Origin of the sequence: Ferrimonas sediminicola, from assembly GCF_005116715.1 — a bacterium.
Classification (GTDB): domain Bacteria; phylum Pseudomonadota; class Gammaproteobacteria; order Enterobacterales; family Shewanellaceae; genus Ferrimonas; species Ferrimonas sediminicola.
In genome coordinates this window covers 661820-674168 of the sequence record NZ_SWCI01000001.1, presented here as the reverse complement: position 1 = coordinate 674168, position 12349 = coordinate 661820, and the positions used below count along the sequence as shown (strand labels likewise).

Here is a 12349-nt window from a genome sequence, read left to right as displayed (position 1 = left end):
ATCGACGCAAAAAAAGTCCGCTATGACGCGGACTTAGATGTTAGTTAACGGCGGTTAGGGCCAAACGCCTGTCGGTGAGACATTATTCCCACTCGATGGTCGCCGGCGGCTTGCCGGAGATGTCGTACACCACCCGGGAGATGCCGTCGATCTCGTTGATGATGCGGTTGGACACCTTGCCCAAGAAGTCGTAAGGCAGGTGGGCCCAGTGGGCGGTCATAAAGTCGATGGTCTCCACCGCACGCAGGGACACCACCCAGTCGTACTTGCGGCCGTCGCCCATCACCCCCACGGAGCGCACCGGCAGGAACACGGTGAACGCCTGGGACACCTTGTCGTACAGCTCCGCCTTGTGCAGCTCCTCGATGAAGATGGCGTCGGCGCGGCGCAGCAGGTCGCAGTACTCCTTCTTCACCTCACCCAGCACCCGCACGCCCAGGCCAGGGCCGGGGAAGGGGTGGCGGTAGAGCATGTTGTAGGGCAGGCCCAGCTCCAGGCCGATTTTGCGCACCTCATCCTTGAACAGCTCGGTCAGCGGCTCCACCAGACCCAGCTCCATATCCTCGGGCAGGCCGCCCACGTTGTGATGGGACTTGATCACATGGGCCTTGCCGGTGGCGGCACCGGCGGACTCGATGACGTCGGGGTAGATGGTGCCCTGGGCCAGCCATTTCACGTCCTGGATCTTGGCCGCTTCCTCGTCGAACAGTTCGACGAAGGTGTGGCCGATGATCTTACGCTTGGCCTCAGGATCCGCTTCCCCCTCCAGGGCGTCCAGGAACCGCTGCTCGGCGTCGACGCGGACGATGTTGAGGCCGAAGTGGTCGCCGAACATCTCCATCACCTGGTCGCCCTCGTCCAGACGCAGCAGGCCGTTGTCGACGAAGACACAGGTCAGCTGGTCGCCGATGGCGCGGTGCAACAGCATGGCCACCACCGAGGAGTCCACCCCGCCGGACAGACCCAGGATCACCTTGTCGCCGCCCACCTTGGCCTTGATGCGCTCGATGGCGTCATCGATGATGGCGGCGGAGGTCCACTTGGCCTCGCAGCCACAGATGGTCAGCACGAAGTGCTCCAGCATCCGCTTGCCCTGCTTGGAGTGGGTCACCTCGGGATGGAACTGGACGCCGTAGAAGCGGCGAGACTCGTCGGCCATGGCGGCGAAGGGGCAGGTCTCGGTCTCGGCCACCTTGGTGAAGCCTTCGGGGATGGCGGTCACCTTGTCACCGTGGCTCATCCACACATCCAGCAGCGCCTTGCCGTCGGCGTCGATGGCGTCTTCGATGTTCTCGAACAGGGCGGTGGCTTCCACCACCTTCACCTGGGCGTAGCCGAACTCGCGCTTGTCGGAGCAGGACACCTTGCCGCCCAGCTGCTCGGCCATGGTCTGCATGCCGTAGCAGACACCCAGCACAGGTACGCCGGCGTTGAACACATACTGCGGGGCACGGGGAGAGTTGTCGGCGGCCACGGACTCGGGACCGCCGGAGAGGATGATACCGGTGGGGTTGAATTCGCGGATCTTCTCTTCGGGGACATCCCAGCCCCACAGCTCGCAGTAGACGCCGATCTCACGGATGCGGCGGGCGATCAGCTGGGTGTACTGGGAACCAAAATCCAGGATCAGGATACGATGGTCGTGGATATTGCTCATCTTATTAGGGTCTCGTTATTGTGATAATCGGCTGCCAGGGGTAGATAAAAGGGGGCAGATGACTGCCCCCTGACCTTTTAACCCATGCGGTAGTTGGGCGCTTCTTTGGTGATGGTCACGTCGTGAACGTGGCTCTCCTTGATGCCGGCGCCGCTGATGCGGACGAACTCGGCCTTGGTGCGCAGCTCTTCGATGGTGGCGCAACCGGTCAGCCCCATGCAGGAGCGCAGGCCGCCCAACTGCTGGTGGATGATCTCCTTGAGTTTGCCCTTGTAGGGGATGCGCCCTTCGATGCCCTCGGGCACCAGCTTGTCGGCGGCGTTGTCGCTCTGGAAGTAGCGGTCGGAGGAGCCCTTGGTCATGGCGCCCAGGGAGCCCATGCCACGGTAGGACTTGAAGGCACGCCCCTGGTACAGCTCGATCTCGCCGGGGGCCTCTTCGGTACCGGCAAACAGGGAACCGGCCATGATCAGGCTGGCGCCGGCGGCGATCGCCTTGGCGATGTCACCGGAGAAGCGGATGCCACCGTCGGCAATCACCGGGATGCCATACTCGTTGGCCACGGAGGCGGCCTCCGCCACGGCGGTGATCTGCGGCACGCCCACGCCGGTGACGATGCGGGTGGTACAGATGGAGCCTGGGCCGATGCCCACCTTGACGGCGTCGACACCGGCTTCGATCAAGGCACGGGCACCTTCGGCGGTGGCCACGTTGCCGCCGATGATCTGCACATCGGGGAAGGCGGCGCGGGTGGCGCGAATGCGCTGCAGCACCCCTTCGGAGTGACCGTGGGAGGAGTCGATCAGCAGCACGTCCACACCGGCTTCCACCAGCGCGGCCACCCGATCTTCGTTGCCTTCTCCGGCACCGACGGCGGCGCCAACGCGCAGACTGCCCTTGTCATCCTTACAGGCATTGGGCTTGCGCTCCGCCTTCTCGAAATCCTTGACGGTGATCAGGCCGGTGAGGCGGAACTCAGGGGTGACCACCAGCACCTTCTCGATGCGGTGCTTCTGCATCACCTGCTGGGCCTGCTCGAGGGGCGTGCCCTCAACCACGGTCACCAGGCGAGATTTGGTGGTCATCACGTCGGCGACCTTCTTGGACAGGTCCTTGACGAAACGAACATCACGGCCGGTGATGATGCCCACCAGCTCGTTGCCCTCGGTCACCACCGGGTAACCGGCAAAGCCGTTCTCTTCGGTGATCTGCTTCAGCTGGGCGATGGTCAGTTCGGGGGTGACGGTCACCGGGTCGGCGACGATGCCGGCCTCGTACTTCTTCACCATGCGAACCTGAGCCGCCTGCTGCTCGATGCTCATATTCTTGTGGATAAAGCCGATACCGCCCTCCTGGGCCATGGCGATCGCCAGACGGCCTTCGGTCACGGTGTCCATGGCGGCAGTCACCATGGGGATATTCAGCTTGATGGTTTTGGTCAGTTGGGTGCCAAGCTCAGCGGTGTTCGGCAGAACAGTAGAGTGGGCAGGGACGAGCAGAACGTCGTCAAAGGTAAGCGCTTCTTGTTTAATTCTTAGCATGGCAACATTTCACCGGTAGGGTTTATGGGTGTAGTAAAATATTGCCGGGGAATTATAGGGATCCGGGCTTGCCACTTCAATCATTTCTTGTTACTAATTTCAGATCAATTCATGAACCCCGGTTCTACCCTTGTCAAATCAGGTCCTTACCGTCTCCGCCCTCAACCGTCAGCTGAAAGCCGTCCTGGAGCAACAGTGGGGACGCGTCTGGCTCACCGGCGAGATCTCCAACCTGGCCACCCCCTCCTCCGGCCACTGGTATTTCACCCTCAAGGATGAGCGCAGCCAGCTTCGCTGCGCCATGTTCCGCGGTCGCAACAGCCGGGTCACCTTCCGCCCCCGGGACGGCATGCAGGTGCTGGTGCGGGCCCAGGTCACCCTGTATGAGCCCAGGGGCGACATGCAGCTGCTGGTGGATAGCATGCAGCCCGCCGGCGACGGCCTGCTGCAGCAGCAGTTCGAGGAGCTAAAGCTGCGCCTGGCCGCCGAGGGGCTGTTCGCCTCCGCCGCCAAGCAACCTCTGCCGGATCCCATCACCACCCTGGGGATCATCACCAGCGCCAGCGGCGCCGCCATTCACGACGTGCTGACGGTACTGAAGCGGCGCAACCCGGCCCTGAAGGTGATTCTCTACCCCAGCCAGGTGCAGGGACGCGAGGCGATCGCCAGCCTGTGCCGGGCGATCGAGACCGCCAACGGCCGTGACGAGGTGGACTGCCTGCTGCTGACCCGTGGCGGCGGCTCCCTGGAGGATCTCTGGTGCTTCAACGAGGAGGCGGTGGCCCGGGCGGTGTTCGCCTCCAGGCTGCCCGTCGTCTCCGCCGTGGGTCACGAGGTGGATATCACCATCGCCGACTTCGTGGCGGATCTGCGCGCCCCGACCCCGTCGTCGGCGGCAGAGATGCTCTCCGGCGATCAGCGCCATCAGCGCCAGGCGATCGCCAACCTCAACCACCGGCTGCACCACGCCATCGACAGGACGCTGCAACAGCAGCGCAACCGGCTCACCCTGCTGGATTCCCGGCTGGCGGCCGCCCACCCCAACCGCCAGCTGGCGACCCTCAGCCAGCGACTGGATGAGCAGCAGCTCAGGCTGCATCGCGCCATGAGCCAGAGACTGAATCAGGACAGCCGACAGTTGGACAACCTGGCCACCCGGCTGACCGCCTGGCAACCTCGGCGGCAGGTGCGCCAGCGCCAGCAGCAGCTGGCCGGCCTGTCACAGCGACTGCAGCGCAGCATCGACGCCGTGACTGAGCGCAAGAGTCAACAGCTGGCGGCTCAGGCCCAGGCGCTGAACGCCATCAGTCCGCTGGCGGTGCTGGGGCGGGGCTACGCCATCCTCCAGGACGACTCGGGGCGGGCCCTGACCGATGCCGGCCAGGTGGCCGTCGGCGAGCGACTCCGCGCCCGGCTCCACCACGGAGGCCTGACCCTGACGGTCGCCGCCACCCATCCCGACCGGGAGTGACCGCCCTGGCACTCCGGCGACGGTCGCCGCAACAAAAAAGGCTCCCTGCGGGAGCCTTTTTTGTATGCCTTCAGCGGCGGTTTTTCAGGTGACCCAGCACCCGCCGGCGCTGCTTCAACTCGTCGCCAGCCAGGCGCTTACGCCGGTTGTCGAAGGGGTTCTCCCCCTCCTGGAACTGGATGCGGATGGGACTACCCATGATCTTCAGAGACTTACGATAGTAGTTCATCAGATAACGCTTGTAGGAGTCCGGCAGGTTCTTCACCTGGTTGCCGTGAACCACCACGATCGGCGGGTTGTAGCCCCCAGGGTGGGCGTACTTCAGCTTGATGCGACGGCCGTGTGACATGGGCGGCTGGTGGTCGTCCACCGCCATCTTCATCACCTTGGTCAGCAGCGAGGTGCTGTGACGCTGGGTGGCACTGGCGTACGCCTCCTGTACCGACTCGAACAGGTGGCCGACACCGGTGCCGTGCAGGGCGGAGATGAAGTGTACCCGGGCAAAGTCGATGAAGCCCAGGCGACGATCCAGCTCGCGCTTGATCTCCTCCTTGACATCGTTGGAGAGGCCGTCCCACTTGTTGACCGCCAGCACCAGCGCCCGGCCGGCGTTGAGCACGAAGCCAAGCAGGGAGAGATCCTGATCGGAGATCCCCTCGCGGGCGTCAATGGTCAGCAGCACCACGTTGGCCTCTTCGATGGCTTTTAGGGTCTTGATGACGGAGAACTTCTCCACCGTCTCGTGCACCTTGCCGCGACGGCGCACCCCGGCGGTGTCGATCAGCACATAGTCTCGGCCGTCACGCTCCATCGGGATAAACACCGAGTCCCGGGTGGTGCCGGGCATGTCGTACACCACCACCCGCTCTTCACCCAGGATACGGTTAGTCAGGGTGGACTTGCCCACATTGGGGCGGCCGACGATGGCCAGCTTGATCGGCTGATCCTGCAGGCGCTTGGCCTGAGCCTCGGCATCCTCCTCGGTGAAGGTCTGCTCCTCCTGGGCGTCGACGGCCTCGAACAACGCCTCATCCTCCTCCGCCTCATCGCTGCCGGCGTGCTGATCGGCGAACTGCTCGACGAAGGGTTCCAGGGCCCGATAGATCAGGGCGCTGATGCCGCGGTTCTGGGCGGCGGCGATCTGGTGGATCTCCCCCAGCCCCAATGCGTAGAACTCTCCACAGGCGGAATCGGCATCGATGCCGTCGGTCTTGTTGGCCACCAGGAACACCGGTTTCTCGTTGCTGCGCAGGTGCTGGGCAATGGCCTCGTCGGCGACGGTCAGTCCGGCGCGGGCGTCCACCAGGAACAGCACCACGTCCGCTTCGTCGATGGCGGCCAGGGACTGCTCCGCCATCTTGGTTTCTATCCCCTCTTCGGTACCATCGATACCGCCGGTGTCCACGACGATGAACTCGTGCTCACCCACCTTGGAGCGGCCATACTTGCGGTCCCGGGTGAGACCGGGGAAGTCCGCCACCAGGGCATCCCGGGTACGGGTCAGGCGGTTAAACAGGGTCGATTTGCCCACATTGGGACGGCCGACCAGGGCGACCACTGGCATCATGGTGAACAACCTCTCAAACAAAAAACGCCCCCAGGATCGGGGGCGCAATATTCTAGCAGTGCCTTAGCCTATTGTCACCACAGCGATGCGGCCGCTGCGGGTCTGCAGGAACACCTGGTCACCCACGACCTTGGGCTGGCTGTAGAGCCCGGAGCCATCGATCTGGCGCCGGCCCACCAACTTGCCACTGGCGCGGTCGAAGATGTGCAGGTAACCCTCGAAGTCCCCCACCAGCAGGTACTCGCCCAGCACCGCCGGGCCGGTCACCAGGCGGCCGGTCAACTCCGAGTTGGCCCAGGTCTCCAGGCCGTTGAGGCGGTTCACCGAGTAGACGGTGCCATCGCTATCGGTCAGGTAGAGATCATTGCCCTCGAGATCCATGGGGGTGTAGCTGGAGTACTGACGCTTCCACTTCACCTGACCGCTGCGTACCTCAACCGCCGCCAGGTTGCCGTTGAAGGCACTGGCGTACAGGGTGGTACCCAGCACCAGGGGCTTGGCGTCGGAATCCACCATCCGCTCCAGCTCGTTGGTGCCTGACGCCTCCGCCAGCTTGGCCTCCCAGATGGGGGCCCCCTGCTGAGCGAAGATCGCCGCCAGCTTGCCATCGGCAGTGCCGACGAAGGCCGCGCCCTGGGTGGTGGAGGCGGCGCTGGTGCCACGCAGCACCAGTGAGGGCAGGGTCAGTTCGTAGGTCCACAGCTCTTCACCGCTCTCCACATCGAAGGCCTGTACCTTGCCGGCACCGGTGTTGACCACCACCTTGGCGTCGATCACCGACGGATCGGACAGCAGTTCGCCGCGGGTCTGGGCCTGCCACAGCACCTCACCGCTGTTCTGGTCCAGGGCAAACAGGACGCCGTTCTCGCTGCCAACGAACACCTTATCGAAGCCTGAGCTCAGTCCTGCGGAGAGGCGGGCGCCGTTGTTCTTCTTAAGGACCCCGGTGGCGAAGACCCGGCGCAGGTTCTGCTGCCACAGCTCCTTCCCACTCTCCTGATCGAACGCGCTGACCAGGCCGAAACGCTCGGCGACGAACACCTTGCCGTAGGCCACTTCCGGGGAGAGGCTGGACCAGTACTCACCGATGCCGTCGCCGACGTCGGTGTCCCACACCAGGGTGGTGGCCACGCTGGAGTCCAGCTCCGGCAGCGGCGAGATCTCCAACTTAGCCTCGTCATCGCTGGACGCGCAGCCCATCAGGGCCAGCACCATCAATCCGGCCAGCCATCCTTTTCCTGCCTTCACCATCCGCGCCATCCTCAGTTTGCCAGGTCGTCGAGCTTCATCTGCAGCGCCGGGCTGCGGCTGCCTGCATTCAGTGCCGCCTGGTAGGCCTCGCGAGCCCCCTGGAGGTCACCCTTCTGTTTCAGCAGGTCGCCCTTGAGTTCGTCGCGCTGGGCGGCGAAAGAGTCGGGCGTAATCAGGTTCAGGGTCGCCAGGGCTTGGTCACTCTTGCCCAGGGCCAGCTGAATGCGGGCCAGGCGCAGATCGACCAGGGGCTTGAGATCCGCATCGATGCTGGCGGCCACGTCGCTCAGGCGCTGCTCCGCCTGAGTCAGGTCGCCGGCATCGGCGGCGGCCTTGGCCAGCATCAGGGTGGCCAGGTCTGCGTAGGCGCTGTCGCCGTGGCTCAGCCTCAGCTCGTCCACCGCCGCCGCCAGGGCATCACGCTCGCCCGCCTTCTGCACGGTGGCATCGAAGGCTTCGGATGCCGCCTCCTGCTGACCGATGCGGTACTCCTGGAAGGTGTTCCAACCGAACAGAGCGGCCAGGCCGATGGCGGCACCTCCGATAATGGAGTTACCGTACTCCTTCCAAAACGACTTGATCGCCTCTACCTGTTGTTCTTCGGTGCTGTAGATTTCCACTTGGTCAGTCCCCTTAAGCGTTCACCAAAGAGGGCAACAGACCGGCCAGCTCTTCCCGGCTGACCTGACGCTGTTCGCCCCCGGCGCGAAGCGGTTTCACCGTCACCACGCCCTGTTGCAATTCATCTTCACCGATGATCAGTGCCACTGCGGCACCACTCTTGTCGGCGCGTTTCATCTGTTTCTTAAAGTTGCCACCACCGCAGTGCATCATCACCGCCAGCTCGGTCTCCCGACGCAGCTCATCGGCCAGGGTCATGGCACTGCCCAGGGTGCCGGCGCCCATGGCGCAGACATACACCTCGACCGGAGCCGGCAGGGTGTCGAACTTGCCCAGGGTTTCCAGCAACAGCACCAGGCGCTCGATGCCGGAGGCAAAGCCGACGGCAGGGGTGTCCTTGCCGCCCAGCTGATCCACCAAGCCGTCGTAGCGGCCACCGGCCAGTACCGTGCCCTGGGCGCCGAGACTGTCGGTGATCCACTCGAACACCGTGTGGTTGTAGTAGTCCAGTCCGCGCACCAGGCGCGGGTTCACCCTGTATTGGATGCCGGCGCCGTCCAGCAGTTCACGCAAAAGTGAAAAATGTGCCTTGGACTCCTCGCCCAGATAGTCCATCAGTGCCGGGGCGTCGGCCAGCAACGCCTGAACATCGGCATTCTTGCTGTCCAGCACCCGCAGCGGGTTGGTGTACATCCGCCGCTGGCTGTCCTCGTCCAGGCGCGCCTTGTGCTGCTCGAGGAAGGCGACCAGGGCCTCCCGGTAGGCGGCCCGCTCCTCACTGGTGCCCAGGGTGTTGATCTCCAGGCGGACGGTGTCGGCGATCCCCAGGCGCTGCCACAGACGGGCAGACATCATCAGCACCTCGGCGTCGGCGTCGGCGCTGCCGATGCCATACACCTCGACACCAAACTGGTGGAACTGGCGGTAGCGTCCCTTCTGGGGGCGCTCGTGACGGAACATGGGCCCCATGTACCACAGGCGCTGCTCCTGGTTGTAGAGCAGCCCATGCTGGTTGCCGGCGCGCACGGTAGAGGCGGTCCCCTCAGGGCGCAGGGTCAGGGAGTCGCCGTTGCGGTCCTCGAAGGTGTACATCTCCTTCTCGACGATGTCGGTCACTTCACCGATGGCGCGCTTGAACAGCCCGGTCATCTCGACGATGGGCGTGCGGATCTCCTGGTAGCCATAGCTGGCGACGGTATCGCGCAGGGCCTGCTCCAGCCATTGCCACTTGGCGGTTTCGCCAGGAAGGCAGTCGTTCATACCGCGAATGGCTTGAATCTGTTTACTCACGTTGCTCTCTTTCTGGATATAAAAAGACCCCGCGTCCCCTTGGGCGCCCCCGTTCCCGGGGTGCCCTGCGGGTCACACAGGGGTGATTACTCTTTCACTTCCTTGACCGCGATCTGCTGCTCCTTGATGGCAGCCTGCTTGCGGATCCGCTCCTCCAGCAGCTCCACCAGCCGATCGTTGTCCAGGCGCTCTTTCTGGCGTTCGCCGCCGAGATAGAAGCCGCTCTTGCGGTTGCTGCCCGCCAGGCCCAGGTCCGATACCAGGGCTTCACCCGGGCCGTTGACCACACAACCGATGATGGAGACGTCCATGGCGGTGGTCACATCCTCCAGTCGCTGCTCCAGGGCGTTGACCGTGCCGATCACGTCGAACTCCTGGCGGGAGCAGGAGGGACAGGCGATGAAGTTGATCCCCCGGGAGCGGATGCGCAGGCTCTTGAGGATGTCGAACCCCACCTTCACCTCCTCGACCGGGTCCGCGGCCAGGGAGACCCTCAGGGTATCGCCAATCCCTTCGCTGAGCAGCAGGCCCAGACCGATGGCGGACTTGACCGCGCCGGCGCGCTGCCCACCCGCCTCGGTGATCCCCAGGTGGATCGGCTGGTCGATGGCGTCGGACAGCAGACGGTAGGCGTCCACCGCCAGGAAGACGTCGGACGCCTTGACGCTGACCTTAAAGTTATGGAAATCCAGATCCTGCAGGATCTTCACATGGCGCATGGCCGACTCCACCAGGGCCGCCGGGGTGGGCTCGCCATACTTCTCCTGAATGTCCCGCTCCAGGGAGCCGGCATTGACGCCGATGCGGATGGGGATGTTGCGCTCACGGGCGGCGTCCACCACCGCCCGGATCCGCTCCTCATTGCCGATGTTACCCGGATTGATGCGCAGACAGTCGGCACCGTACTCCGCCACCTTCAGGGCGATGCGGTAGTCGAAGTGGATGTCCGCCACCAGGGGGATTCGGGTCTGCTGCTTGATCAGCTTAAACGCCTCCGCCGCCTCCATGGTGGGAACCGAGACCCGAACGATGTCAGCGCCGGCGCGCTCGATGGCCTGAATCTGGGCCACTGTGGCGTCCACGTCCGTGGTGCGGGTGTTGGTCATCGACTGCACCGAGATGGGCGCGCCGCCCCCCACGGGCACACTCCCCACCATGACCTGGCGGGTGGGACGACGTTTAATGGGAGATTCGTGTTGCATGGGACACCTTAGTTGGCCAGGGTGATGACTGCCACCCGTCCTGGACGGTAGGCAGACATGTCGACAGGGTTGCCGTTAAAGCTGAGAGAGACCACCTCGGGGGCGCCGACGCGCAGCTTCATGGGGGCCTTACCCTCCATCTCAACCCGGTAACCGGCGCGCTTCAGCCCCTCCAGCAGGGTATTGTCGTCGGCGTCCTTCAGCAGCATCCAACAGTCCCCTTCGAGGGTCAGGGAGACCTTGTCGAGTACCACCTGGGGCTCGGCGGGAGCGGCCGACGACTCGGCGGTCAAGGTGGGCTCCTGTGCCGCCAGTTCAGGCTTGGTCACCCTCTGCTGGGATTCGGCGTCCGCCTCGGCGACGACTCGCCCCCCGGTTTCAGTGGGCTCATCGGGCCGCTGAGGGGCGGCCTCCAGGGTCTCAACCAGGGTGCCGTTGTCCGCCAGGTCTTGCGGCGCCGACACCAGCTCGGCGGCACTGCGGCGCTGGGGCTCATCACTGACGACGGCGGGCACCGTGAGCTCGCGACTGGTTTCCAGCGGCGACTGGGGCTTGGACACCCACCACCACACCAACAATCCCACCAGGGCCAACACGATGACCCAGGTGATCAGCATCCAGCGGCTGTCACGCTGCTGCTTGGTGGTGCGGCGAGAGAAACTCTGCATGTTGGTTTCGGCCTGGGTATGGGGCAACGCCGCCAGCGCCAGGGCGATCTGCTTTTCGCTGACGCCCACCAGGCGGGCGTAGTTGCGGACATAACCGCGAAGATAGGTGGTGGTGGTACCGGACTCGTAGTCGTCCTGTTCGAGCCCCTCCACCACAGAGCGGCGCAGGCTGAGACGCTGCGCCACCTGTTGGGTGGTCAGACCGCTGGCCTCCCTGGCGGCCCGCAACAGGGGGCCTGGGGTGATCACCTTGGTTTCTTGTTGTTGTTCTTGGTGCTGTTGATTGTCACTCATTGATAATTCTTTGCCCGGTATGCCTTAGCTTGTTCCGAATCTGGGTATTTCACCAGCAGCTGGGCGCCAAATTGCCTGGCCGCCTGCCACTGCTGCGCCCGGCTCTCAATCTCCACTCCCAGCCACAGGGAGGGTGCCGTGGCGGCCGCCGCCCCGTGATAGTGGGACAGGGCACTCCTGGCTTGGGGATAATCCTGCAGGCGAAACGACAATTCTGCCAGTTCCAGCCATAAGTCGATACGACCAGGATCATACTTTAATGCCGAATGAAAGTATTGAACCGCAAGGGTTTGACGGCCCACTTTCAGGGCACACCGTGCCAGGTTTTCATAGCTGCTTCCCTGTTGGGCGTACCCAGGCGTCGCAATGGCCGCCAGCAGCTGCTCCTGCGAGCGATCAAACTCAGACCGTCGGCAGAGAAATACCCCGTAGTTATTGTGCACATCGGCACTGCCGGGATACAACTTGAGCAGACCTTCATAGATCTGCCGAGCCGCGGAGAGATCCCCGACCTGCTCATAGTAGTACGCCAGGGTCAGGTGCCCCTGCTCCGAGTCCCCATCGTGTTCCAGGGCCCGCTCCAGGTTGCGCCTGGCCGCTTCCATGTCGCCTCGCTTCAGATAGCCCACCGCCAGGGCGACCCGTTCACGGGCTGCCTCCTGCGCATCCAGGATAGGATCACCGGTGGCGACCTCGCGGCCGTCCAGGGTGGTCTGGGTGACGCAGGCGACTAACAGGGCAACACACCCCAGGGCGATCCATGCCTTCATGCCAACACCTTGTCAGC

At 64.1% G+C, this 12349-nt stretch carries 10 protein-coding genes; 1 reads left to right on the top strand and 9 read right to left on the bottom strand.

Translation table 11 applies throughout. The annotated features are described in order from the left end of the window. Positions 1-82: 82 nt before the first annotated feature. Both guaA and guaB read right to left on the bottom strand, forming a co-directional pair. Positions 83-1657, bottom strand: a complete 1575-nt coding sequence (guaA, locus tag FCL40_RS03135; protein WP_136851246.1) for a glutamine-hydrolyzing GMP synthase — start codon at positions 1655-1657, stop codon at positions 83-85. Between the two features lie 77 nt (positions 1658-1734). Beyond that, a complete protein-coding gene (gene guaB, locus FCL40_RS03130) occupies positions 1735-3198 on the bottom strand; it encodes an IMP dehydrogenase (RefSeq protein ID WP_136851245.1) in 1464 nt (487 codons plus the stop codon). A 130-nt stretch (positions 3199-3328) separates the two neighbouring features. Here guaB and xseA point away from each other — a divergent pair, with 130 nt between their 5' ends. Next, on the top strand, positions 3329-4669 hold the full coding sequence (xseA, locus tag FCL40_RS03125; RefSeq protein WP_136851243.1) for an exodeoxyribonuclease VII large subunit: 1341 nt from the start codon (positions 3329-3331) through the stop codon (positions 4667-4669). Between the two features lie 70 nt (positions 4670-4739). On the opposite strand, the gene der is transcribed toward xseA, so the two are convergent. From der to pilW, 7 genes are all read right to left on the bottom strand, one after another. After that, positions 4740-6236 carry a ribosome biogenesis GTPase Der gene (gene der / locus FCL40_RS03120; RefSeq protein ID WP_136851241.1) on the bottom strand — a complete coding sequence of 499 codons (1497 nt, stop codon included), beginning with the start codon at positions 6234-6236 and terminating at the stop codon, positions 4740-4742. A 63-nt stretch (positions 6237-6299) separates the two neighbouring features. Continuing rightward, positions 6300-7487 (bottom strand): outer membrane protein assembly factor BamB, encoded by a 1188-nt coding sequence (gene bamB / locus FCL40_RS03115; protein WP_136851239.1) that lies wholly within the window; start codon positions 7485-7487, stop codon positions 6300-6302. An 11-nt stretch (positions 7488-7498) separates the two neighbouring features. Beyond that, positions 7499-8107 carry a YfgM family protein gene (locus FCL40_RS03110; protein WP_136851237.1) on the bottom strand — a complete coding sequence of 203 codons (609 nt, stop codon included), beginning with the start codon at positions 8105-8107 and terminating at the stop codon, positions 7499-7501. 13 nt (positions 8108-8120) lie between these two features. Then, positions 8121-9398 (bottom strand): histidine--tRNA ligase, encoded by a 1278-nt coding sequence (hisS, locus tag FCL40_RS03105; RefSeq protein WP_136851235.1) that lies wholly within the window; start codon positions 9396-9398, stop codon positions 8121-8123. 86 nt (positions 9399-9484) lie between these two features. Then, on the bottom strand, positions 9485-10600 hold the full coding sequence (gene ispG, locus FCL40_RS03100; RefSeq protein WP_136851233.1) for a flavodoxin-dependent (E)-4-hydroxy-3-methylbut-2-enyl-diphosphate synthase: 1116 nt from the start codon (positions 10598-10600) through the stop codon (positions 9485-9487). An 8-nt stretch (positions 10601-10608) separates the two neighbouring features. Next, the gene (locus tag FCL40_RS03095; RefSeq protein WP_136851231.1) at positions 10609-11562 is read right to left on the bottom strand and encodes a RodZ domain-containing protein; all 954 of its coding nucleotides are present in this window, start codon (positions 11560-11562) and stop codon (positions 10609-10611) included. Beyond that, positions 11559-12332, bottom strand: coding sequence for a type IV pilus biogenesis/stability protein PilW (gene pilW / locus FCL40_RS03090; protein ID WP_136851229.1), 774 nt, complete (start codon positions 12330-12332; stop codon positions 11559-11561). The genes FCL40_RS03095 and pilW overlap by 4 nt, the downstream gene beginning before the upstream one ends. Positions 12333-12349: the final 17 nt, after the last annotated feature.

What these genes read in the sequence shown, in the direction of transcription:
- ispG (WP_136851233.1), bottom strand. Translation starts at nt 10,600, where the DNA reads ATGCAACACGAATCTCCCATTAAACGTCGTCCCACCCGCCAGGTCATG.
- guaB (WP_136851245.1), bottom strand. Translation starts at nt 3,198, where the DNA reads ATGCTAAGAATTAAACAAGAAGCGCTTACCTTTGACGACGTTCTGCTC.
- FCL40_RS03095 (WP_136851231.1), bottom strand. Translation starts at nt 11,562, where the DNA reads ATGAGTGACAATCAACAGCACCAAGAACAACAACAAGAAACCAAGGTG.
- pilW (WP_136851229.1), bottom strand. Translation starts at nt 12,332, where the DNA reads ATGAAGGCATGGATCGCCCTGGGGTGTGTTGCCCTGTTAGTCGCCTGC.
- guaA (WP_136851246.1), bottom strand. Translation starts at nt 1,657, where the DNA reads ATGAGCAATATCCACGACCATCGTATCCTGATCCTGGATTTTGGTTCC.
- bamB (WP_136851239.1), bottom strand. Translation starts at nt 7,487, where the DNA reads ATGGTGAAGGCAGGAAAAGGATGGCTGGCCGGATTGATGGTGCTGGCC.
- der (WP_136851241.1), bottom strand. Translation starts at nt 6,236, where the DNA reads ATGATGCCAGTGGTCGCCCTGGTCGGCCGTCCCAATGTGGGCAAATCG.